General features: G+C 71.8%; 20 protein-coding genes. 11 read left to right on the forward strand and 9 right to left on the reverse strand.

The features are described 5' to 3' along the window. The coding region (locus MXD61_RS08965) for a helix-turn-helix domain-containing protein (RefSeq protein WP_248812376.1) at window positions 1–257 on the reverse strand (257 nt) is incomplete at its 3' end. A 291-nt stretch (window positions 258–548) separates the two neighbouring features. Here MXD61_RS08965 and MXD61_RS08970 point away from each other — a divergent pair. Next, entirely contained in the window at window positions 549–1,826 is a 1,278-nt protein-coding gene (locus MXD61_RS08970; RefSeq protein ID WP_248812377.1) for an ATP-binding protein, read from the forward strand. A 50-nt stretch (window positions 1,827–1,876) separates the two neighbouring features. Here the strand turns inward: MXD61_RS08970 and MXD61_RS28425 are convergent, their stop codons facing one another. Together MXD61_RS28425 and MXD61_RS08980 are read right to left on the reverse strand one after the other, a co-directional pair. Further along, window positions 1,877–3,337 carry a DUF2786 domain-containing protein gene (locus MXD61_RS28425; protein WP_248812378.1) on the reverse strand — a complete coding sequence of 487 codons (1,461 nt, stop codon included), beginning with the start codon at window positions 3,335–3,337 and terminating at the stop codon, window positions 1,877–1,879. Between the two features lie 265 nt (window positions 3,338–3,602). Then, window positions 3,603–4,349, reverse strand: coding sequence for an HAD family hydrolase (locus MXD61_RS08980; RefSeq protein WP_248812379.1), 747 nt, complete (start codon window positions 4,347–4,349; stop codon window positions 3,603–3,605). 216 nt (window positions 4,350–4,565) lie between these two features. Between MXD61_RS08980 and MXD61_RS08985 the strand changes: the two genes are divergently transcribed. The 3 genes from MXD61_RS08985 (at window position 4,566) to MXD61_RS08995 (ending at window position 7,615) form a co-directional block, all read left to right on the forward strand. Then, the gene (locus MXD61_RS08985; protein ID WP_248812380.1) at window positions 4,566–5,198 is read left to right on the forward strand and encodes a hypothetical protein; all 633 of its coding nucleotides are present in this window, start codon (window positions 4,566–4,568) and stop codon (window positions 5,196–5,198) included. Between the two features lie 80 nt (window positions 5,199–5,278). Further along, window positions 5,279–5,821: a GNAT family N-acetyltransferase gene (locus MXD61_RS08990; RefSeq protein WP_248812381.1), complete on the forward strand. Its 543-nt coding sequence runs from the start codon at window positions 5,279–5,281 to the stop codon at window positions 5,819–5,821. A 189-nt stretch (window positions 5,822–6,010) separates the two neighbouring features. Next, window positions 6,011–7,615, forward strand: a complete 1,605-nt coding sequence (locus MXD61_RS08995; protein ID WP_248812382.1) for a bifunctional diguanylate cyclase/phosphodiesterase — start codon at window positions 6,011–6,013, stop codon at window positions 7,613–7,615. Window positions 7,616–7,809: 194 nt separating this feature from the next. Here MXD61_RS08995 and MXD61_RS09000 read toward each other — a convergent pair whose 3' ends face one another. Further along, on the reverse strand, window positions 7,810–8,814 hold the full coding sequence (locus MXD61_RS09000; protein WP_248812383.1) for a PHB depolymerase family esterase: 1,005 nt from the start codon (window positions 8,812–8,814) through the stop codon (window positions 7,810–7,812). Window positions 8,815–8,919: 105 nt separating this feature from the next. On the opposite strand from MXD61_RS09000, the gene MXD61_RS09005 reads away from it, so the two are divergent. Beyond that, window positions 8,920–9,309 (forward strand): MarR family transcriptional regulator, encoded by a 390-nt coding sequence (locus MXD61_RS09005; RefSeq protein WP_251079657.1) that lies wholly within the window; start codon window positions 8,920–8,922, stop codon window positions 9,307–9,309. Between the two features lie 77 nt (window positions 9,310–9,386). Here MXD61_RS09005 and MXD61_RS09010 read toward each other — a convergent pair whose 3' ends face one another. Beyond that, the gene (locus tag MXD61_RS09010; protein ID WP_248812385.1) at window positions 9,387–9,641 is read right to left on the reverse strand and encodes a hypothetical protein; all 255 of its coding nucleotides are present in this window, start codon (window positions 9,639–9,641) and stop codon (window positions 9,387–9,389) included. Between the two features lie 240 nt (window positions 9,642–9,881). Between MXD61_RS09010 and MXD61_RS09015 the strand changes: the two genes are divergently transcribed. After that, window positions 9,882–10,625: a GAF and ANTAR domain-containing protein gene (locus tag MXD61_RS09015; protein WP_248812386.1), complete on the forward strand. Its 744-nt coding sequence runs from the start codon at window positions 9,882–9,884 to the stop codon at window positions 10,623–10,625. Between the two features lie 104 nt (window positions 10,626–10,729). Here the strand turns inward: MXD61_RS09015 and MXD61_RS09020 are convergent, their stop codons facing one another. The 3 genes from MXD61_RS09020 to MXD61_RS09030 form a co-directional block, all read right to left on the reverse strand. Beyond that, the gene (locus tag MXD61_RS09020; protein ID WP_163549750.1) at window positions 10,730–11,152 is read right to left on the reverse strand and encodes a hypothetical protein; all 423 of its coding nucleotides are present in this window, start codon (window positions 11,150–11,152) and stop codon (window positions 10,730–10,732) included. 595 nt (window positions 11,153–11,747) lie between these two features. Beyond that, window positions 11,748–13,970 (reverse strand): NADP-dependent isocitrate dehydrogenase, encoded by a 2,223-nt coding sequence (locus MXD61_RS09025; protein WP_248812387.1) that lies wholly within the window; start codon window positions 13,968–13,970, stop codon window positions 11,748–11,750. A 154-nt stretch (window positions 13,971–14,124) separates the two neighbouring features. Beyond that, window positions 14,125–16,344: a serine/threonine-protein kinase gene (locus MXD61_RS09030; protein WP_248812388.1), complete on the reverse strand. Its 2,220-nt coding sequence runs from the start codon at window positions 16,342–16,344 to the stop codon at window positions 14,125–14,127. Between the two features lie 326 nt (window positions 16,345–16,670). On the opposite strand from MXD61_RS09030, the gene MXD61_RS09035 reads away from it, so the two are divergent. The 4 genes from MXD61_RS09035 to MXD61_RS09050 all read left to right on the forward strand — a co-directional run bounded on the left by MXD61_RS09035 (window position 16,671) and on the right by MXD61_RS09050 (window position 21,506). Beyond that, complete coding sequence (locus MXD61_RS09035; protein WP_248812389.1) at window positions 16,671–17,453, forward strand: flavin reductase family protein; 783 nt, start codon at window positions 16,671–16,673, stop codon at window positions 17,451–17,453. 982 nt (window positions 17,454–18,435) lie between these two features. Further along, a complete protein-coding gene (locus tag MXD61_RS27965) occupies window positions 18,436–19,527 on the forward strand; it encodes a hypothetical protein (protein ID WP_308222707.1) in 1,092 nt (363 codons plus the stop codon). Between the two features lie 173 nt (window positions 19,528–19,700). Beyond that, on the forward strand, window positions 19,701–20,504 hold the full coding sequence (locus tag MXD61_RS09045) for a class F sortase (RefSeq protein ID WP_248812390.1): 804 nt from the start codon (window positions 19,701–19,703) through the stop codon (window positions 20,502–20,504). A 201-nt stretch (window positions 20,505–20,705) separates the two neighbouring features. Further along, the gene (locus MXD61_RS09050) at window positions 20,706–21,506 is read left to right on the forward strand and encodes a TauD/TfdA family dioxygenase (RefSeq protein ID WP_248812391.1); all 801 of its coding nucleotides are present in this window, start codon (window positions 20,706–20,708) and stop codon (window positions 21,504–21,506) included. Here MXD61_RS09050 and MXD61_RS09055 read toward each other — a convergent pair. Next, a complete protein-coding gene (locus MXD61_RS09055) occupies window positions 21,449–22,492 on the reverse strand; it encodes an SGNH/GDSL hydrolase family protein (RefSeq protein ID WP_248812392.1) in 1,044 nt (347 codons plus the stop codon). The genes MXD61_RS09050 and MXD61_RS09055 overlap by 58 nt on opposite strands. A 146-nt stretch (window positions 22,493–22,638) precedes the next feature. Here MXD61_RS09055 and MXD61_RS09060 point away from each other — a divergent pair, with 146 nt between their 5' ends. After that, window positions 22,639–23,289: an NADPH-dependent FMN reductase gene (locus tag MXD61_RS09060; RefSeq protein WP_248812393.1), complete on the forward strand. Its 651-nt coding sequence runs from the start codon at window positions 22,639–22,641 to the stop codon at window positions 23,287–23,289. Window positions 23,290–23,310: the final 21 nt, after the last annotated feature.

A 23,310-nucleotide genomic window follows, 5' to 3' on the forward strand; every position in this document is an offset into this window, starting at 1 on the left:
AAGTTCCGCACAGCCTGGTCGAAATCCCGCAACGCCTGCTGCTGGATGGTCTGCGACCCGGCTTTCAACCAGTCGAAACCCGCTCGCGCGTCGGTCAACTGCCGGCAGCGTTCCAGATGCGTCGGCGGCTTTCCCCGATAGCGGTTCCACCACGACTGCTGCTCGACTGCCAGGTTCCACACATACCGCGCATGCCCGCAGTGCTCTTCGAGTCCGACGCCCTGCCCGGACGTCGGAGAGAGACGGTAACGGGACATGCTTCTATGCTACCGAAAGGATTCGCTCATGCGTTCCAGCGTGGGGCGCCGTTTCCTCCCCGGCCTGAAGGCCAAGGTATCCACGGCGCAAATCCGATGACCGGCGCGAACATCAACGTCGACGGCGGCAGCGACTTCTGACCCGCGCCGAACCACCGGCGCCACCCGCCAGATCCGTGCTCCAGGCCCGTCCACATCTGTGGCTCGCACCCGTCCACACCCGTAGCTTGCACCCCTCCAGATCTGTGACTCGGGGCCGTCCAGATCCGTGGTTCGAGTAGCCTGGCGGCCATGGATGCACGGCTGCACGGGCTGGTGCCGCGACGGCTGGGGCCGATTGTCGCGAGCCGGATGACCGACGAGCCGGTGGTGCTCCTACAGGGGCCCCGCTCGGTGGGGAAGTCGACCCTGCTGCGCAGCCTCGCCGACGACATCGGCGCGGAGCTGGTCGACCTCGACGATGTGGCCGTGCGCGACGCGGCGGCCAGGGACCCCGCGCTGTTCGTCTCGGGCACCCGACCGATCTGTATCGACGAGTACCAGCACGTTCCGATCATCCTCGACGCCATCAAGGCCGAGCTCAACCGGGACGGCCGGCCCGGCCGGTTCGTCCTGACCGGCTCGGCCCGCCACGACGCCCTGCCCCGGGCCGCGCAGGCGCTCACCGGCCGCCTGCACCGGCTACCGGTCTACCCACTGTCGCAGGGTGAGCTGCGCGGGGTCCGCGAGCATCTGCTCGACGACCTGTTCACCGACCCGGGCGCCACCGTGGCCGCGGCAGCGGCCCGGCCATCGGTGACGACCCGCGAGCAGTACATCGACACCGTCACCATGGGCGGGTTCCCCTCGGTGCTTGTGCGCGCCTCCCTCGCCTCGCGTAACCGCTGGTTCGACGACTACGTCAGTCTCAGCCTCGAACGCGACGTGGCGGGCCTACGCCGGCTCCGTCAGGCCGCCGCGCTGCCGGGCCTGCTCGCACGGCTGGCCGGCCAGACCGCGCAGATCCTCAACATCACCCGAGCGGCGTCCGACGTCCGACTCGACGAGTCGACCGCGCACAGCTATGTGCGCCTGCTCGAAGCGGTGTTCCTGCTCTACCGGCTATCCGCCTGGGGCACCACGCTCACCGCGCGATCCGCTTCCTCGCCGAAACTCCACGTCCTGGACTCCGGGGTCGCGGCCCGGTTGCTGCGGCTCACCCCGCAGAAACTGGCGGCCCGCAGCCCGACCGCGCTGACCGAGTTCGGCCATCTGCTCGAGACGTTCGTCGTCACGGAACTACTCAAACAGGCATCCTGGGCGGACTGGTTCGGCGGAGCCGGCCACTGGCGCACCCGCGGCGGGGACGAGGTCGACCTGGTGATCGAACGGGACGACGGGGCGATCGTCGCGTTCGAGATCAAGGCCGCCGGCCGGGTACCCGGTGACGATCTCGCCCCTCTGCGCAGACTCCGCGACACCGTCGGCGACGCCTTCCTCGCCGGTGTCGCGCTCTACCTCGGCGCGCGTTCCTACACCTACGAGGACCGCCTGCACGTCCTACCCGTCGACACCCTCTGGGCCCCCTGAACCGCTCTGGACCCCCTGAACCGGCGCTGGGTCCCCTGGCCCCTGGCTGGTCACCTGGAACGGTCGGCGACGACCTCCTCGCGGGTGTGCAGGGAGGCGAGGTCGGCGGCGGCGCGGCCCGACGCCCAGCCCTCCCCGTCACTGGCCCGGATGGAACGGGAGGTGATCCTGGGGAACATCGCCGTGGTCGCCGCCTGGACGGAGTCGGTGCGGGCGGCGAGCACCGGCAGCAGTCGGCTGTTACCGGCCTCGGCCACGGCCTCGTCGCGGACCTGCTCGGACGCGGCCCGTAGACGCTCGCCGATGCGCATCGCGAACGACGCGAGGAACGACTGGCGAAACGAGCGGGTGCGGGATCGTCCGATGCGGTCCTGGCGGGAGCCGGCCCTGGTCATCGCCGTGGTCGCCTGCAGCAGCAGCGACGTGTAGAGCAGTTCGACGGCGTCCAGATCGGGTTCGAACCCGATCACCGTGGAGTGGCCGAGGTGCTTCGACCACACCGTGCGGCAGCGGTTCGCGTCGGCGACCACGTCCAGCAGGGTGGCCTTGGCCATCTCGTAGGGGTTGTCGATGCCGACCCGGCGCCCGGACGGCTGCTCCCGTGAGCCCTGGCCGGCGGCGAGCAGCGCCTCGTCGATGCTGTGGCGGGCCATGAGCTGCTGGGCCTTGGCGGTCAGCGCCTCGGCCTCGTCGGTGAACTCGGTCGACTCGGCCTTCGCCAACAGCGCGCGGACCTTGTCCAGGATGCGCGTGTCGGCGCCTTCACCGGTACTCGCCGCGGCGTTGCCCGCCGGCCCGGGGCCGCTACCGGGGCCGCTGCCGCGCGACGAGGTCTCCCGCCGTGCGGTGCCCGGTGGTGGGCCGAGCATCTCCACCTCGGGCAGCAGGTGCAGCGCCCGGAGCAGTTCGATGGCGTCGCTGAGGACCATGACCCGCACGCGTCCCTCCCGCTCGCCCCAGGCGTCCAGCCACTGGTCGTCGTGTTCCCACCAGACGTGGGCGCCGAGGCTGCTCAGCTGGGCCGGCCACCGCTCGTCGACGGTCGCCGGGGCGTAACGGCGCAGCTGGCCGGCGATCGCGTCGAGCACCAGCCGGACGTGGCGCTGGTCGCTCTGGCGGCCGACGATCCGGTGCAGGTCCACCGGCTGCCAGCCGCGCCGCCAGAGGCCCTCCAGGGCGCGGTCGAACCAGCCGACCAGCGCCTTGTTGACGGTCCGACGCCCGCTGGGCCCGTTCGGCGGGTCCGCCAGGGCGCTCAGGAACGCCATGAACGACTCGTCGTCCTCGGCGAGCAGCGCCGTCAGCGCATCGGAGATGATCTTCTCGGTGAGTTCGGCCAGCGACTCCCGCGGCGGCACCGGCGGCCCGAAGGGCCCTGCCTGCCCGAACGGACCCGGCTGCCCGAACGGACCCGGCTGCCCAGACGGACCCGGTTTGGTCCCAGCGTTGCGGGCCCGGTTCGCGCGCGCCTTTTCCTTGGCCTTACGTCGTTCCCGGCTCTGGCTGCCCACACGTCTCTCCCGCCGATCGACCCTGCGACCGCCAAGTATCGCAACCCGCCCAGGGCGCCGGAGAACCGACCAGCGGCCAGCACCCGGGTTTACATGTGGTCTCGGCGTCAGGGCACCACCGTCGCACCGACGGACGACCACGACCCCCACCGGGACGCCCTACCCGTCAGCAGTCAGCAGTCAGCAGCAGTCCGAAGCAGTCGGCCGGCAGCGGCTGGTACCGGGGTGCCCAGCGCGCCGTCCACGAACATTCGCCGACAGCGCACTAACCGCCCGGGCGGACCGGGACCGGGACCGGGGCACCAGCAGCCGGAGCCTGGGGGCCGAACAGGGCAGCACGTACGGCGGCGAGGTCGGTCAGCCCGGGGAGCACGGCACTGGCACCGGCCGCCGTGAGCTCCGCCAGGCTGGTCGTGCCGGAGGCGACGCCGACCGCGCGCACACCCACGTCGAGGGCGCCGCGCACGTCGTGGACGGTGTCGCCCACCACGATCACCCGGGCCGGGTCGAAGGTTGTCGCGTGGGCGGCCTCGGCCCGTCCGATGGCACGGCGCACCAGATCGGCCCGGTCGGCGCTGACATCCCCGTAGCCACCCAGATCAAGATCGAGATGCTGGGTGAAGCCGAACACGGCCAGTTTGATCTCGGCGACGGGACGGACGTTACCGGTCACCACCGTCTGCACCACCCCGTCGGCGGCCAGGTCCGCGAGGGTTTCCCGGGCCGCGGGCAGGGCTCGCCCGCGCCGGCGCATCTCCGCGCGCAGGGCAGCCGCGGCCAGCGCCATCTCGGCGTAGAACGTGGCCAGCAACGGCGTGACGTCACTGATACCGGAGCGTCGCAGCGTCTCGGTGACGCTCGCCCGTTCGGTTCGGCCGGTCAGGTCCACCTCGATGTCCAGCGGACGCCCGACGACCCGCTCGAACGCCCGGACGTACAGCTCCCGGCTGATCCCACCGGCGTTGAGCAGGGTTCGGTCGATGTCCCACAGGACGAGCGCGGGCGCAGGCATGCCCCGATGCTCCCATGCGGTGGCCGCCCGCCGCCCCGCTCGACGGGACGTGAGTCAATGCCGCACCGCCGCCGATCATCGCCGTGTCGGCGCCGACTGGCTGATCACTGCCACCGGCGCCGAGAATGTCGGACCCGCTCGCTAGGCTCAGCCGCGCCGGATCATGAGGGTTTTGGATCATGAGAACTCACAGCAACCTGTACAGGGGGTGCGACAGTGGCGCGAGAGGTCATCTCCATCGTCAACGTGTGGTGCGACAACAGCGGGCGTCATCCGCATGAGCGGGCCGCGGCCACCTCGAACGCGGCCTTCGCGTTCGACGGTCAGCTCGTACGGCTCGACCTGTGCGCCGAGTGCCGCGACGAACTGTCGTCCGTGCTCGGTGAGTACGCCGAGTTCGGCGAGGCGACCCCACTCGCCCGCGGCGCCCGCATCGACACCGCCTGGGCCGCGATCGAGGAGAACGACGCGGCGAACGCCCCCGAGGCGGCCTCGACCGTCGCCGCAGCGTCCGCCCCGCGTAAACGGAAGCCGGCGGTGGCCGCTGGGGAGCAGGCCCGGCGGCCACATCAGGTCGCCTCCACCAACGAGGTCCGCGCCTGGCTGCGCGATCACGCCGGCGAGTACGACGCCCCCGTCCCGTCCCGCGGTGCGCGCCTGTCCGCCGACCAGAAGGCCGCCTTCGACACGGCCCACGGCTGGGCCCAGACCGACGGCACCTGGCAGCCCGTCGACCCGTCCGACGGTGGCGCGCCCGCGCGGACCGGGCCCGTGCCCACCGAGGCCGCAGGTGCCACCGACGCGCCATCCGACGCCGCGCCGATGGCCGCCGATCTCGCCCACGCATGATCTGCGGCTGCTGGATATCGGCGCACCCGCCACGCCGATATCCAGGTGCCGTCCTTGCGCGCCGGGCATAGTACTGACACATGACATGTGACATTCCGCCCGGGATGCACACCCGTGAGCCGCGGGAGGGCGACCACCCGCGGGTGCTCGCGGTACTGGACCACTGGTGGGAAGGCCTGAAGGGGCCGGCTGGCGCACAGGAACGCCGGCTGCTCCTGCCCCGCTACCTCTTCCAGCACTTCACCCCGAGCAGCCGCCTCGTCGAGTCGGACGACGGGGAGCTGCTCGCGTTCCTGATCGGTTTCCTGTCGCAGACGGACCCGGCCAGCGCCTACATCCACTTCGTCGGAGTCGCGCCCACCGCCCGTCGCGGCGGCCTCGGCACCCACCTCTACCGCTGTTTCTTCGCGCACGCCGCAGCCCACCAGCGGCGCTGGATACACGCGATCACCAGCCCCGAGAACACCCGTTCCGTCGCCTTCCACACCAGTCACGGATTCACCCTCGTCCCTGGCGACAGCACGAAAAACGGGACACCGATCCATTCCGACCACGACGGCCCCGACACACCCCGCGTCGTCTTCACGAAAGACCTTCACAAAGACCAGATCCCACCCGCCTGAGCACCAGCGGTATTCAATCCGCGTCGCTTTCCGCGATCCCGACCCTGCCAGGCTGTAGCCGGAATACGGACACATCACCAGCCGTTACACCTCAGGTAGTCATCTGATTACCAATGTGGCGATCGGGTAGGACGTTCTCCGGCCGGTCGCGGTCCAGGCGGGTGAGAGGTCGTGACACAAACGGAGGAAATGGACACATTCGAGGTCCTCGATATCGCCATCGTGGAGACGGGGGCACTGGATCATCGTGTTCGGCGGGCCAACGCGGCGGCCTGCGCCCTGTCGGGCTGCTCACCGGAGGAGATCATCGGCCGGGTCTGGGGGGACGGCTGCTTCCAGGCCGACCACGAACGCATGGACGCCCAGGTCCGGATGTACCTCACCCAGGGGCAGGGCAGGACTCGGCGGCTGATTCGGCTGCGACACCGCAGCGGCGCGACCGTGCATGCCGTGGCCACCTCCGTGCTCAGGACGGACGCCGACGGCGAGCCGTACTTCCTGACCCATCTGCAGAATGTGTCCGAGGAGATCGCGGCGCAGGACCAGCTGCGGCTGGTCGTGGAGAACACCCCGGTGTCGATGTTCCTGCTGGACCGGGACGGCCATGTCCTGGTGAGCGCGGGGTCCGCGACCCCGCAGACCGCGGCCGGCCTGCGGGAGGCCCGGGAGCTGTCCATCCTGCGGATCTTCGCCGACCAGCCCCAGGTCACCTCAGCCGTGCGACGGGCGCTGGCCGGGGAGCGGGTCGATCAGATGATCGAGACGTTCGGCCGTTGCCTCGACCTGCATCTCGTGCCCATCCCGGATCCCAACGGTCAGGTGGGCTCCGTCGCCGCGGTGGCCACCGACATCACCGAGTGGCAGCAGGCCCTGGCCGACCTGCGTCTGCGGTCGGCCGAGCAGGCGACCGTGGCGGACCTCGGTCAGTCGGCGTTGGAGGCCCGGGAGCCGGCGGCGCTGTGGAACCAGGCGGTGCTGGCCGTCGCCGACCACCTGCGGGCCGACCTTGTGGAGATCCACGACCTGGCCGCCCAGGACGACCGCGGTGCCCTGCTGGCCCGGGCGGATCGGCGCCGGGAGCCGGCGTCGGGGCGGACTGGCACGCACCGGCCCGACGTCTGTCTGACGGTGCCGATCGGACGCCCCGGCAGCCCGCTGGCGAAGATCGAGATCCACCGGCACCCTGGCGCGGACCTCTTCACCGACCAGGACCAGCGGTTCGTGCGATCCGTGGCCGCCGTGCTCGGTTCCGCGGCGCTGCGCTTGCAGATGGAAGACGAGATCCGCCACCAATCGCTCCACGACGGGCTCACCGGGCTGCCGAACCGGACCGCGCTGCTGGATCACCTCGAGCGGGCACTGTGCCAGCCCCGCCGGGCCGACCGGCGGATCGGCGTGCTGTTCATCGACCTCGACGGGTTCAAGAAGGTCAACGACACCCTGGGCCACGAGGCGGGCGATCGGCTGCTGCGGGCGACCGCCGCGCGGCTGCACGCGGCGGTGCGGCCCGGCGACATGGTCGGCCGCCTCGCCGGTGACGAGTTCGCCGTGGTGTGCGAGGGCATCCACAGCATCGCCGATCTCGAGACAGTCGCCGACCGCGTTCTGGCCGCTATCGCCACGCCGTGCCGACTCTTCGAGCAGTCGATCGTGTCGACCGGCAGCATCGGTATGGCGCTGTCCGACCAGGATCTCCACGACGCCGACACCCTGCTCAATGCCGCCGACCTCGCCATGTACACCGCGAAGCGGCACCGACCGGGCAGCCGCCTGGCCCACCGCCGGGCCGGCTGACGCCACCGGCCGGCCCGGCGGTCTCCTCACCCACGACCCTCATGGCCGACAGAAGGCTTCGGTGAGCGGCGTCGCGCGCACGCCCGAACCGTCGTCGCAGACCCCCTGGACTCGACGAGGGGCCGGCCGTCGCGCTCCACACAACGGCGCTCCATCTCGCTGCTTTCCAGGTCGATCCCGGCGGGATCATCGGCTCATTTCCGGTGAGCGGCGAAGAACCGCCAGATCACGTCGGTGGCGTCCAGGGCGGTGGAGGGTCGGTCGGTATGGAGGAGCCTTTCCGCCAGGGGATTCGGAGTCGCGCCGGGCCAGCCGTGGCCGGCGCCGGCGATCGTGATCAGTTTCACGGCCCGGCCCGCCGGGCAGGTCGCCGTGGCGGTGGTGACGGTGCCGGTGGTCGTCGTGGTGGGCGGGGAACAGCGATCGGTTCCTCGCCAGGTGGCGTTGACCGACGGCACCGGCGGTCCGTCGATGGGCGGGCTCTTCGCGCTGTAGGGCCGGCCCGGTCCGCCCAGGTAGGGGATGGTCTGGTCGGCGGTGCCGTGGATGTGCAGGACTGACGTCGGCGTGGCGGTGGCGCAGTCGACCAGCATGGTCGTCGCGTCCACCCCGACGGCGGCGAACAGGTCGGTCTCGCAGGCCATCCGGTAGGCCATCGCGCCGCCGTTGGACAGACCTGACAGGTAGATCCGGTTCGGGTCGACGTCCAGGTCACGGCGCAGCGCGGCGACCATCCGCTCGAGGAAGGCGACGTCGTCAACGCCGTTTCTGGCCGCGGGGCCGCAGCAGCCGCCACCGGCGTTCCAGGAGGCGTCTGTTCCGTCGGGGAAGGCGGCGACGAAGCGGCCGCGATCGGCCTGCGCGTCCCAGCCGTAGGCCGTCTCGGCCTGTGTTCCGCCGCCGTAACCGCCGTGCAGCATCACGACGAGTGGCACCGCTGTGGTCAGGCCGGCAGGCCGGTACAGGTGGACTGTCCGCCGCACGCCGCCACTGTCGATCGTCCGCGTCGAACGGCCCACTGGCACCGCGCTCGCCGCCGTGTCCGGCGCCGCGGGCGGGACCGAGCGGCCGGTGGCCGCTCGTACGGGGCCGGCCGCGGTGCTATCGGTTCCGCTGCCCGCGCAGGCGGTGACAAGCGACCAGATCACGACCGTGAGCACCACCATCGCGCGGGGGGCGCGGCCAAGAGATCGATACACCCCGACAGATTAGACAAGTAACTTGTCAAATTGCAAAGGCAAGATGGTGCTGTGGTGGATCCCTCCTGGCCGGTCGACGCACGGACGACACCCGCGCTCGTCCAGATGCTTGCCCGTTCCCAGGCCACCGGGCTGGCCACCCGGTTCGCGGCGGCCGGTCACACTGACCTGCGTCCAGGTCACGCGCCGCTGCTGGTGCCGCTGCTCGCCGGCGGTCGGCACGCCTCCGATCTCGCCGAGGAACTCGGCGTGTCCAGGCAGGCCGTGGCCCAGACCGTGGCGGCCCTGGAGAAGGCCGACTACGTGGAGCGGGTCACCGACCCCGGTGACGGCCGGGCCAAGCTGATCCGCCTTACCCCCCGGGGCCGGTCGGCGCTGCGCACGATGCGAGCCACCGCGCTGGCCGTGGAGGAACAGTGGCGGGCATCGCTCGGCGAGGCGCGGCTACGGGAACTCCGCACGCTGCTGGTCATGCTGCTGACCGAGCCCGGCTGAAGCCCGGTCCGCTGGTGTCGGGTCGGCGCCGATGCCATCCCGTCGTGAAGGGCGGGGAAGGCATCAGCGCTGAACGCTCAGTGCACGCCGGTGGCGGCGCAGGCGTCGGGTAGCGTCGGCCAGCCGGTGCCGAGCATCAGCCAGCCGTCGTGGCCGGCGAGCCGGTTCGTCGGATCGTGCACCTTGACCTGCCAGCTGCCGGCGCTGGTCTCCCGGGCATAAGCGGCTTTGCCCTGGTAGGTGCCGTAGTAGCTGCCAAGCTTCGCTGCCGGTTGGGCCGGCGCCGCGGCGGGCGTCGGTGGGGATTCGGCGAGCACGTCTTTGGAGGGCATGGGTGGCTCCCGCGAGGAGATCACCGGGACACCCGGCGGTGAGCGGTGATGCTCACGGGGTGCGGCATGGATGCGGCGATCCCCGCTCCGGGTCGGCTGGTACTCAGCATCCTCACCCTACGCCCACACCGCCACTCGAACCGTGAGGAGCGGGCGTGATCGGACACCGTCGCCGTCCGCCCTCTGGTCTACGGTCTGGGTCAAGGCCCGTGGTTCGGCACTGGCCGGTGAGGGGCTGCGGTGACGGACGACGATCTGGCGGCGAGCCTGGCGGGACTGTCGGGGCTGCTGATCGGGCACCGGTCCCTACGCGAGACATTGCTCCACATCGCGGAGTTCGCGGTGCAGGCGATTCCAGGGGCGCAGGGCGCGGGCCTTGCGATGCGGACGGACGACCAGCCCCGGACGGTGGTGGCCAACGCCGAGTTCGTGCGGGCGGTGGACGACGTGCAGGACCGGCTGGGCGAGGGGCCGGGTCTGCTGGCGGTCGGGTCGGGGTGCACCCAGGTGTCCGGGTCGCTCGGTGGCGAGGCACGCTGGCCGCGTTTCGGCCCGCGGGTGGGGCGGATGGGGGTGCACAGCGTGCTGTCGCTGCCGTTGCTGCTACCCGATCGGGTGGTGGGCGCCATGACCGTCTACGCCCATGCCAAGAACGCCTTCGGGCCGGACGCGGTGCGGGTCGGCGAGCTGTTCGCCCGGCCGGCGGCGGTCTCGGCGCACAACGCCCAGGTCCTGGCCCAGTCACAGCGGCTGGCCGTCCAACTGCAGGAGGCGCTGACCAGCCGGGCCGTGATCGACCAGGCGCTGGGGGTCATCATGAGCCGCACGGGCAGCGGCCCCGAGGAGGCGTTCGAGCGGCTACGGACGATGAGCCGGTCCCAGCATCTCAAGGTCGCCCAGCTGGCCCAGCGGCTGGTGGACGAGGCGATACGCCGCGCCCGGGCCCGCCAGCCCTCCGCGGGACAGGACCCCACCGCACCCTGAGACGCCACGAAAATCGGATTGCCAGCCGGGCGCCGGGCGCCGGCCGACCGCTGGGCGCTGTGGATCCGCCCCCAGCGGTCGGTGACAGCCAAGTCGAGGACAGATCAGCCCGCGGGCTCGAGCGCCCAGCCGCGGTCCTCGCCGAACACCGGCGACAGGGCCACCATCGGCGGGAAGATCAGAGCCGGGTGCAGGCCGAGGGTGAGCTCGTTCTCCACGACACCGATGGTGACGGTGTTCGGCCGTGGGCCGTCGCTGATCCGCCACTCACGGGCCTCGGGAAGGGGACGGACCCGCTCGAACACGTCCGGCTCGCCGTCGAAGCCGACGAACAGCGGCGCGGTGGCCTGGCGAATCGTGTAGGTGCTGTCGCCGTTGTGACCGCCGCCGCTCTGCCTGATCTCCCAGTCCTGACCGGGACCCTCGCCGGGCAGCAGGAAGATGTTCTTCCGGTCGGGCGAGCTCAGAGTCAGGTTCTCCCGGCCGTCGATTCTGATCCGGTAGACACCATCAGCGATTTTTCCCACGGTCAACCCCGTTTCTGGTCATGAGGTAACCGGCCCTGATACGACCGGTTCGGACAATCGGGCGCCGCGGTCGCGGAAGAACCACTTCCGACGAACCGGTACGCCACCCGTGGTGCCGACCCCATCATGCCCATGCGCTCGGCACCAGACCGCGAGCGCCACACACCCGATTCCGCCGCACGCCCATATTTCCGCAATCCTGGTTTAGCCTTCTTCTACCCTTTTTCCGTATGCGGGCCGACACCTTGCCCCACTCTGCGGGCCCGCAGGTCCAACCGTGGTCTTCGGCGAGGCCCGACGAGAGAACAACCAGCGCCGCAACGGCGAACGCCCCAACCGTCTGGAGGCGGATGATGTCGGCACATCAGTTCGGGAGCACCGCCATCTTCGAGAACCAAGGGAATGTACGCTGCCAGACCCATGCCGGCAAAGATACCCGGATGGCCTCGGACCATGCCAACGACCAGCGCGGCGATACACCGACGCGGTGGACCAAGGCCGACGCCCCACCCGTGCGGCACGGATGGGGCGTCGTGGCGGAAACGAAACGGTGAAACGGTGGAGCGGGTGAAACGGGTGGAGCGGGTGAAACGGCTCAGGTGGTGATGAGGGTGAGGGCCTCGTTGAAGGTGACCGACGGGCGCATCACCTCGGTGGCCTTCACCGGGTCGGGCTGGTAATAGCCGCCGACATCCGCGGGCCTGCCCTGGACGGCGAGCAGTTCCGCGGTGATGGCCTCCTCCGACTCGGCCAGGGTCTTCGCCAGTGCGGCGAACGTGGCGGCGAGGGTGGCGTCGTCGGTCTGGGCGGCGAGTTCCTGCGCCCAGTACAGGCTCAGGAAGAAGTGGCTGCCGCGGTTGTCGATACCACCGACGCGCCGGGCCGGGGACTTGTCCTCGTTGAGGAAGGTGGCGGTGGCCCGGTCGAGGGTGTCGGCGAGGACCTTGGCGCGGCTGTTGCCGGTGACGGTGGCGAACTGCTCGAAGCTGACCGCGAGTGCCAGGAACTCACCGAGGCTGTCCCAGCGCAGGTAGTTCTCCTTGACCAGCTGCTGGACGTGCTTGGGGGCCGAGCCGCCGGCGCCGGTCTCGAACAGGCCGCCGCCGTTCATCAGCGGGACCACCGAGAGCATCTTGGCGCTGGTGCCGAGCTCGAGGATCGGGAACAGGTCGGTCAGGTAGTCGCGCAGCACGTTGCCGGTGACCGAGATGGTGTTCTCGCCGCGGCGGATGCGCTCGAGGGAGAAGGCGATCGCGTCCACCGGGGCCTTGATCTCGATGGTGAGGCCGGTGGTGTCGTACTCGGGCAGATAGGCGCGGATCTTCTCGATGAGCTTGGCGTCGTGGCCGCGGGTCTCGTCCAGCCAGAAGATGGCCGGGTCGCCGGTGGCGCGGGCGCGGGTGACGGCGAGCTTCACCCAGTCGCGGATCGGCGCGTCCTTGGTCTGGCAGGCGCGGAAGATGTCGCCGGCGGCCACCGCCTGCTCGAGGACGGTCTCGCCGGCGGTGTTGACCACCCGGACGCTGCCGGGCGTGGCGAGCTCGAAGGTCTTGTCGTGGCTGCCGTACTCCTCGGCCTTCTGCGCCATGAGGCCGACGTTGGGCACCGAGCCCATGGTGGCCGGGTCGTAGGCGCCGTGGGCGCGGCAGTCGTCGATGGCGGCCTGGTAGATGCCGGAGTAGCTGGAGTCGGGCAGCACCGCGAGGGTGTCGCCCTCCGCGCCGTCCGGGCCCCACATGTGGCCGGAGGTGCGGATCATCGCGGGCATGGACGCGTCCACGATGACGTCGCTGGGCACGTGCAGGTTGGTGATGCCGCGGTCGGAGTCGACCATGGCCAGGGCCGGGCCCTCGGCGAGTTCGGCGTCGAAGGACGCACGGATCGCGGCACCGCCCTCGAGGCCCTCGAGGCCCTTGAAGATGCCGCCGAGGCCCTCGTTGGGGGTCAGGCCGGCGGCGGCGAGGGTGGCGCCGTAGGTGGCGAACGTCTTCGGGAAGAACGCGCGGACCACATGGCCGAAGATGATCGGGTCGGAGACCTTCATCATGGTGGCCTTGAGGTGCACGGAGAACAGCACACCCTCGGCCTTGGCCCGGGCGATCTGCGCGGTGAGGAACTCCCGCAGCGCGGCGACCCGCAGCACGGAGGCGTCCACGACCTCGCCGGCGAGCACCTTCAGGGCCGGCAGCAGCACGGTGGTGGTGCCGTCGGCGGCGACGTGCTCGATGCGCAGCGTGTCGTCCGCGGCGATGATGGCCGACTTCTCGGTGGAACGGAAGTCGTCGGCGCCCATGGTGGCGACGTTCGTCTTCGACTCGGAGCTCCACGCGCCCATCCGGTGCGGATGCGCACGGGCGTAGGCCTTGACCGAGGCGGGGGCGCGCCGGTCGGAGTTGCCCTCGCGCAGCACCGGGTTGACGGCGCTGCCCTTGATCCGGTCGTAGCGGGCCCGGATCTCACGCTCGGCGTCGGTGCTCGGGTCATCCGGGTAGTCCGGCAGGGCGTAGCCCTTGGCCTGCAGCTCCGCGACAGCGGCCCGCAGCTGGGGGATCGACGCCGAGATGTTCGGCAGTTTGATGATGTTCGCCCCTGGCGTCTTCGCCAGTTCACCGAGCTCGGCGAGCGCGTCGTCGATGCGCTGCGCGGGCTCGAGGTGCTCGGGGAAGCTCGCGATGATCCGCCCGGCCAACGAGATGTCTCGGCTGTCGACCGGGACACCCGCCGCCGCCGCGTACGCCTGCACCACCGGCAGGAAGGAGTACGTCGCCAGGGCCGGCGCCTCATCGGTCAGGGTATAGACGATCGTTGACTCAGTCACCGACACTCCGCTTCACGTCTGGTCCGTCTGGGTATCACGATATGCCGCGAGCTCTCCGCATTCTGGCCGCCGCTCGCCGCACGCGCCGTGATCACCGGTCCGACCCCGCGTCCCGCGGCCGCTCCCGTGCCCTGCGTCGGCCGGTCGGTCGCGGTCAGGGCCCTGGTCGAAACGATGCGACGATGGTGCGGAACTGGGCGGCGCTTGCCGCCCACTGATCTTCGGGCACCCGCCACCGCAGCGCGTAGCCATGCCCGTTACGGACCACACCGAGATCGAGGACGTGGATCGTGCGTCCACCCGAGGTGAAGGTGAACTCCCAGGCAGCGGACGTGGCGCCGGTGCCGCCGTCAGCCGGGTCGATCGCCAGGCGCCGGTAGCCGGAAGTCGTCGTGCGCACGGCGGGTTCGAGGTCACGCCAGGCACCGATGGACGAGGATCCGGCCCTGCTCTGGGTCTCGACGAGCAGGTCCGGATAGCCCGATGGGGCGGTAGCGGTGAACCTCACACCGCCACCCGAGGTCCGCCAGCCCGAGGGCAGCGCGACCGACCAGCCGAGACCGTCCCGATGCGCGGTGTAGCCGGCCGGGACGGTCGCGGGCCTGGTGGAGCTCGGAACGAGAAGGCCCAGATCATCGAGGCTGGCGGAGCCACCGCCACCGCCATCGTCATCGTCATCGTCGCCGCCCGGGTCGTCGGTGGCGTTCGCGCCGGTTCGCCCAGCGGACGGCGAGGCACCCGCGGCGGGCGTCGCGTCGCCGCCGCGTCCCGGGGAGGTCGCGCCGGACCCGGCGGGTGCGGCGGGTCCGGTGTGGGAGGCGGGTGCGCTGGCGCTGCCCGTCGGCGTCGGCGCCCCGGCCGCCCCGATCGCAGTGCCGGAACGGCCCGGCGCGGCGAGCTGCCCCCGGGTCGGATCGTCACCCCCGGTGAACAGCAACCCCAACAGGATGCCCGCGACGACGAGCACCGCGAGGGACACACCCGCCAGCACCCACCACCCCCGGTGCCGCGCCCGCCCTCCCCCGACCGGGCCAGCATCCGGCGCCTGCTCGGAGGGGACCCCGGCGCCAGCTGGGACGGCGGTACCAGCCGGGACCGCGGCTGCCACGGTGGGCTCGGGCCGCGCCGTGGGCACCACGGGTGCGGCGTCGGCGGCGGGCGAGTCGACGTTGGCCGTGAGCTGGCTGGTCGGCGCCGGTGTCAGTGGCGGCGTTGACGTTGGTGGCGGCGTTGACGTTGGTGGCGGTGGCGGCGCGCTGTCCGCCTGGACGGGGACCAACTCCAGCGAGGCGCTGGTCGGATCGGGCGGGGTCGAGGCGTCCTCGTCCACCTGTGGGGTGCCGGGCCTGGGCGAGGAGACGGAGCTGGGCTCGGCCGGTGCGGCGGGGGCGGCCTCGTCCGGCGAAGGGAGGCTGGGCGTGGCCAGGGGTGGGGAGCTGGCCTCGTCCGGCGGGGGGGTGTCGGGTTCGGGTGGGGGGCCGATCCGGTCGGGCGGGAGGATGTCGAGCAGGGTGCGGCTGGTCTGGACGTCGGCGAGACGTTCGGCGACCTCGCGCAGCCGGCCGCGGGCCTCGGCCAGGGACGGGCGGTGCGCGGGGTTCGCGGAGAGCAGCTCGGTGACGACACCCCGCAACGGGCCGCTGTGGCGGAAGGGACGGCGCCGGTCGGCGACGACGGCGGCGAGAACGCCGAGCGGACCCTCACCGTCGAACGGCGGGACGCCCTCCGCGGCGGTGAACAGCGTGGCCCCCAGACCCCAGACGTCGGCGGCGATACCGACCCGGGCGCCGCGGGCCCGCTCGGGGGCGATGTAGGCGGGTGAACCGACGAGCATCCCGGTCGCGGTCAGAGTCGGATCACCTTCGGTGACGGCGATGCCGAAGTCGGTGAGGCGGGCGTGGCCGTCCGAGGTGACCAGGACGTTGCCGGGTTTCACATCGCGGTGGACCACCCCGGAGCGGTGCGCGGCCTCCAGCGCGTAGGCGAGGCTGATCCCGATCCGCGCGACCTCCAGCGCCGGCAGCCGGCCACGCTCACGGATCAGGTCCGACAGCGACGCCCCGTCGACGTACTCCATCACGATCCAGGTGCGATCGTCGGCGTGCAGAACGTCGTAGACGGTGACCAGGCCCGGATGGCGCAGCCGGGCGGCGGCGCGGGCCTCGCGCAGCACCCGCTGGGCGAACACCTCTCCCTCGGCCTCCGAGGCGGCCGGCGGGCGACGCAGCTCCTTGATCGCCACCTGTCGGCGCAGCAGCATGTCCTCGCCCTCACGGACGATCCCGCCGCCACCGCGGCCGAGGATGCGCCCGAGTCGGTAGCGGCCGGCAAGGCTGCGCTCCTGGCTCGCGCCACGGTCGATCGGTGTCGGCATGACTCGCCCTGCCCCCCTCATTTCAGAGATGTCACCGCAATGCACCCATCCTCCGACGTGTGCGCCGCCCAAGCGGGGTATATGCCCCGGCGAGCCGCGATCCAGATCGCGACGGTGACGGCTTGGTGTACACAGGCCCGTCGGTGCAGGAGGGTGGTGCCATGGCGAAGCACAGGTCCGTCCCGCCGCCCATACCCCGGGCATCGGCATCGGCGCCCCCGTCGGGCCAGGCCCCGGCAGCGGCCCCGGCCCAGGTCACAGCCCCGGCCCTGGCTCGGACTTCGACTCAGGACCCGGCTTCGGCCCCGGCTTCGGCTTCGGCTTCGGTGCTGGCCGCTCGCCCGGATCGGACGGCGGCGTCGAGCGAGGGGCTGCGGCAGGCGTTTCGCCGGCACGCGGCAGGCGTGGCGGTGGTGACCTTCACCCGGCGCGACGAACCGGTCGGGTTCACCGCGACGTCGGTGACCTCGCTCTCGCATCGTCCGCCGCTGGTGTCGTTGGCGCTGGCGACCACCTCGTCGCTGGTCCCGGCGCTGCTGGCCGCGCGGACACTCGTGGTGCACCTGCTCGGCCATGACACGCGAGAACTCGCGATGCGCTTCGCCGAGCCCGGCGCCGACCGTTTCGCCCCGCCCACCCGGTGGCGACGCCTTGAGACCGGCGAACCGCTGCTGTCGGACGCCGCCGTCTGGCTGCGTTGCCGCATCCGGGAGCGGATCTCCGCCGGTGACCACTGGCTGGTGATCGCCGAGGTCCTCGACAGTCAGCTCGAGCGCCCGGTCGCGCCCCTCGTCTACCACGACGGTGGCTATGGCACGTTCCACACCGCCGAGCCTGGACGCGCGACCGAATCGACCCTCGGCGCCGCGCGGGCGCCGACCACCCGCGCGAGCACATCCCGGTCGACGTCCGAACCCGCCGTCCAGGCCGCGCCGTCCACACCGGCCGGGCCAGCCGCCGTGGGCACATCCAGCCAGTCGAGGCCGTCCAAGCAGGTGGGGCCGTCCGAACAGGGCGGGCGAGCCAAGCCGGGCGGGCCGTCCAAACCGGGCGGGCCGCCCGGGCGCAACGGCTGGCCGGACGGCGACCTCGGCATCCGGTCGGCATAGATCGCGGGGCCGCGGGTCGCGCCGCTGGTGGCGCTGCGGGCGGGGATTCTCTGACGTGGTTACGCCGGCGGGCACCCCACCAGGCCCGGAGGTGCCAGCCCCCCTCGCGACCGAATGGCCGTCGGGCGAACCGGGCGGCCACCTGGGAGTGCCATTTCCGGCGTCCAGGCCCTGCGCGGGCAATGCCTGGACGTCCCGGCGACGTCGCGCGTGCGACGGCGCACCGTCGGCTGCGCGCGCCGCCGTCCTCATGGATTCGGCGCGAACAGGCTACTCATTTTCCGGGGGTGTTTTACCGGCGCCTTGTCCGCCGTTGGCGGCGCCCGGTGGCCGACGTCCGGCGGACCGGCAATGGACATGCGGCACCGTCCGGCGATTGGTTAATCGAAACTCAGGCTGTCTTTCCGAGCCGAATGGACCAGGTCGGTCCGGCCCTACGACTCCTGACCTGCACTGATATCCGGGCCCGACCCCCCACCATGGGTGGCGTGGTCGAAATCTGCGGTGAGGGAGTCCGCCCGCGGCGCCGTATCGGCCCACCCGACCCGCCGCAGCTCGCCAGAAAGGGCCAGTTCAGGCCGCTTGCAGGGCGCGGAGCTGCGGGACTGTCCGGCTGCTTGTGACATCGTTGCCCATGTCGCCGGCACTCTCGTGGCAACCGGCCATATGTGTGCGGGGCAACAATCATGGGAAGAGGTCCCGGTCGCGACTATCTTGACTTCCCGGGGCCCGCTGTATGGTGCGAACGACCAGCTATCTGGATAACGTGCCGGGAGCTCCTACGAAAATGCAACGGACTACGCGCTCTCTCCCGAAAGCGGGCGCCCGAACGATCGGCGCGGCGACGGCAACGGTGGCCCTGTCACTGGGCATGGCCGGCATGGCGTCAGCGTCCGTACCGGGACAGGATGTTGGTGTCGCGCCCACATCCTCGGGCATTGCTGCAGCAGCCACAGCGACCATAACCCCCGAACAACAGGATGTGATCCGAGGCATTATCGCTTCGGCTGTCGACGAGGCGGGACGGCCTCGGATCGGCACCACCCCCGAAGCCACCAGCACACCCAGTGCCAGTGCCGCCATCGCCGACGGTTCGGTGGCCCTGCCCTGTAAGGACGGCCAGCCCATCAAGGATGGCCAGCCTGACAAGGACGGCCAGCCCTGCCCGACGCCGGCCCCGATCGTGGGGACCGGCCCGATCGTCGGCCCGATCATCATCCCGTGGCCGATCGTCGGCCCCATCGTCATTCCGGGACCCGGGCCGGTCCCGTGCAAGGACGGTGTTCCCATCAAGGACGGTGAGACCTGCGTCGGCGGTGTTCCCGCGCCGGCGCCCACCGAGTGCAAGGACAACATCCCCACCAAGGACAACCCGACCTGTGTCGGCGGCGTTCCCGGCGGGGGCACCACCGGTGGCGGCGTCCCAGGTGGCGGCGTTCCCGGTGGTACCAACACACCGGGTGGCGGCGTTCCCGGCGGTAGCACGCCCGGTGGCGGCGTTCCCGGTGGCGGCGTTCCCGGCACCAGCACTCCCACTCCGGGTGGCGGCGTTCCCGGCGGCGGCACCCCGGGCGGTGGCGTCCCAGGTGGCGGCACTCCCGGTGGCGGCGTCCCCGGTGGCGGCACTCCCGGTGGTGGCACTCCGGGTGGCGGCGTTCCCGGTGGGGGCGCTCCCGGTGGTGGCACTCCCGGTGGTGGCACTCCGGGTGGCGGCGTTCCCGGTGGTGGCGCTCCCGGTGGTGGCACTCCGGGTGGCGGCGTTCCCGGTGGGGGCGCTCCCGGTGGTGGCACTCCGGGTGGCGGCGCCCCAGGTGGCGGCGCTCCTGGCGCGGGTGCTCCCGGCGCGGGTGCGCCGGCTGCGCCGGGTGCGGGAAGCCCGCAGCCGGCCTCGCTCGGCGCTGCGCCCGCCGTGGGCGTGCCGACCGCGGTGAACGCCGGTAACAGTGGTTTGCTCGTGGCCGGTGACCGGTTCCCGATCATCCCGCTGAGCGCGTTGGGTATCTCCCTCGGAACCGCGGGCGCGCTGCTCGGTCTGCAGCGTCGTCGGACGTCCTTGGCCCGCCGCCGGGGATGATGCCAGGCGCGGAGCGAGCAGACATCCCAGGACACCCCGAGCGGCCCGAGCACCCCGAGCGGCCCGAACATCCAGGTCAGCCGGACGCTCCAGGCCACCCCAGGCAGCCCGGCCAGTCCGAGCAGCCTGAACGGCCCGAGGGCGGACATCGGGGAACGGGCGGGGAAACCGCCGTGGAGTCCGACGACGAGAACCACACCGGCCACGCGGAGTCCGACCGGGAGCCGCAGACGTCCCAGGCGGGCGCGCACCGGCGTCCGCATCGGAGCATGCGGGTCCGGTTGCTACGCGTCGGACGGCACATGGTGATCGCCATGGCGGTGCTCTCAGGTGTCGTGGGAGTCACGGGGCTGGCCGGTTGGATGACCTCCCGGCCACCCGCGGACGTCGGCTCGTTCGACGCCGGCACATCGGCTACCGGGTCCCCGGGGACATCCGTGTCCCCGGGGGCCACGGCGGCCGGCCAGACCAGCAGTCCCACCCCCGGCCCCAGCCAGGCCGCCGCCGCCGCCGACCAGGCCGCGCTGAACGCGGAACGTCGACCGACGGCGGTGGCCATCGCGGACGAGCACATCGCCGCACCTGTGGTGACAAGTCTCGTCGACAGCGGCGGTGCCCTCGACGTGCCGCGTGATCCGGCGATCGTCGGCTGGTGGGCGGGTGGCGCAGCCCCGGGCAGCGCCACCGGAACGGTCGTGCTGGCCGGGCATGTCGACTACGACGGACGGCCCGGCGCGCTGTTCTCCCTGGCGGAACTCCCGACGTCCAGTGTGGTGACCGTGACCAGCGCCGATGGCACGACCCATCGCTACCAGGTCGTCACCCGCCGACACGTGGCGAAGACGTCACTGGCCGACACCGGGGTGTTCCGCACCGACGGACCGCCCCGCCTCGCTCTGATCACCTGCGGCGGCTCGTTCAACCGGACGACCCACAGCTACCGCGACAACGTGATCGTCCTCGCGCTCCCCATCTGAGGATTTACCTCGATGTAACGGAATCTCGCACGCGTCCCGGCGGACAGCCATGGTTCACTGCGGGCTCAGTTGCCGCGGGCATCGCCCGTCGAAACGATCCGCGCCGGCCCCGGTCCGGCCCGCGCGGTCCTCGCCGACGTCCACGCGAGACGTCCGGTCGGCACGCATCATCCGTCGGGGTGTCGCCAGTCTGGGGTGCGCATGAGCCAGTCCACATCGCCGGTTGTCGCGGATCTTGACGTCCAACCCCTGCCCGGACCGTTCGGCGCGCAGGTCGCCGGCATCAGCCTGCGGGAAACGATCACCGCGCCGCTGCGGGCGGCGATCCACACACTGCTGTTTCGCCATCGGGTCCTGGTGTGGCGCGACCAGCCGATGGACACCGCCGATCAGGTGAGGTTCGCCCAGTCGGTCGGTTCGATCCTGGTGTTCTCCAGCGTCGTCGACCTCGATCCGGCCCGGCCCGGGGTGCACGAGGTGCATGGTGGCAGCGACGACTGGCATTTCGACGCGAGCTCCCTGCCGTCGCCGCCGGTGGCCACGATGCTGCGCGCGGTGAACGTCCCGCCGTCGGGTGGGGACACCCTGTGGGCGAGCAACGTCGCCGCCTACGAGGCGCTGACCCCGGAACTGCGGGAACTGATCACCAGCCGGTACGTCACCCACGGTCGCGGCGTGCAACGCCCCTTCGAGGACGAGCGACCCGTCGCCGCCCACCGCCTGGTGCGCCGCCATCCCGCCACCGGTGAGCTCTACCTGTACCTCAACCTGGCGTCCTGGGATCATCCACAGATCCTGGGGATGCCCCTGCCCGACAGCGACGCGCTGATCGAGCGGCTGCGCGCGGCCTGCCTGCGCCCGGAGAACCACCTGCGGGTGCGATGGTCACCCGACACCCTCATCCTCTGGGACAACCGCCTGGTCCAGCATCGCGGCGTCGGCGACTACGGCGACTTCCCCCGCCACCTCATCCGGATCTGCCTCGCCGACCTCGCCCCCTGACCAGCCCCGCCCCGCGTCCGCTCACCGTCACCCTGCCCGTCCCCCCCGCTCCCCTGGTGGACGGCCAGCTCCGTCGAGGCGGCCAACCCACCGTGGGCCGCCAGCCCACCCAGCTCACCCAGCCCACCGAGGTCAGCGAGGTCGGGCTGGGCCGCCGGGCCACCGTGGACCGCCGGATCGGCCTGGGCCGCGGTCTGCTCGGCCCGGGCGGCCAGTTCACGCTGGTAGGTGTCGAACATCGCGGCACCGATACAGGCGTTGCCGTAGGACGAGGCATGCAGGCCGTCCGCGGCGAACAGGGCCGGATCGGCGGCGAACGCCTGCGAGATGGACGTGCGCATCCGCACCGGGGTGCCACCCGCCGCGCGCACCGCCGGAGTCTGCGCGCGTTCCAGCTGCCAGCTCAGCAGCCACACCACTTGCCGCAGCGGGGCCCGCACCGCCGCGATGACACTGAGATCCGGTGTGGTGCCCACGAGCACCGTGGACCCGCCGCGGCGCAGCTCGGCGACGGCCGCACCCAGCTGGCGGGCGGCCGTCGCGGCGGGCGTGCGCGCCCGGATGTCGTTCACGCCGATGGAGATCACGACCAGGTCGGGCGGTGCGGACGTGGCCCGGGCGATCCCGGCGATCTGTGCGCCCAGATGTTCGGCCCGCGCGCCGTCGACGGCGGTGCTCACGACCCGCACATGCCGACCGGTCGCCGCGAGGCTGCTCGCGAGCCAGCCGCCGAGGGTGTCGTCGTAGTGGTGCACGCCTGTGCCCTGGGCGCTGGAGTCACCGACCATCGCCAGCACGAACGGCGCATCCGTCGGATTGCCGTAGAACTCACGCACCGGCGGGGCGGGCGTGGTCAGCGGTCTGACCTTGCGATCCGCCGCTGTGCCCTGCACCAGTGCGAGCCGCCACAGTCCCACTCCCGCGCCGACCACGGCGCCGCCACCCGCGGCGCTGGCCGACAGCAGGATTCCACCCCGTCCGACCACCGTGCCTCCTCCCGGCCCAGCCTGGCGGCATCGTAACCGCGCCGGGTTACACGTCGCTTGACATGAAGTTGACTTCATCTCCGATGCTCGGTCCAACGCCGGACTCCGCCTGGGAGTTCGCCCCGATCATCTCGTAGGAGCCCGCGTTGGCACAGCTCACCGCACCGACCGCAGCCACGGCCCCCACCCCGGAGGTGTCCCGGCTGGCGGGGCGCTCCCGCACGCTGGAGGTCGCCGTCCTGCTCAGCAGTGTCCGGCCGGGACGGCTCGCGCCGACCGTGGGCGCCTGGTTCACCGACCAGGCGGCGGGACGCGACGACCTGCGCCTCACCCTGGTCGACCCGGCCTCGACACCCCTGAACCACCCGGGCGCCGACCCGGCGGATCCCGGCGTCGCCGTCGCCCGAGCCGACCTCGGCGAACGCCTCGCCGCGGCGGACGCCTTCATCGTGATCACGCCCGAGTACAACCACTCCTATCCGGCCGTGCTCAAGCACATCCTCGACTCGTATCGACGCGAGTGGTTCGCCAAGCCCGTCGGTTTCGTGTCCTACGGTGGGATGAGCGGTGGCCTGCGCGCCGTCGAACACCTGCGTGGCGTGTTCGCCGAGCTGCACGCCGTCGGTGTCCGCGACGGTGTGAGTCTGCACGGCGTCCAGGCCGCGGACTTCGCCGCGGGTGGCCGGGTCGCGACCGACCCGCAGATCGCCACCGCCGCCCGCGCCCTGCTCGACCAGCTCGCCTGGTGGGGTCGTGCCCTGCGCGAGGCCCGCGAGATCGAGCCCTACGCCGCCTGACTCCCCCGCCGCCCCGGCGTA

The organism is Frankia sp. AgPm24 (assembly GCF_023243055.1).
GTDB classification, from domain to species: domain Bacteria; phylum Actinomycetota; class Actinomycetes; order Frankiales; family Frankiaceae; genus Frankia; species Frankia umida.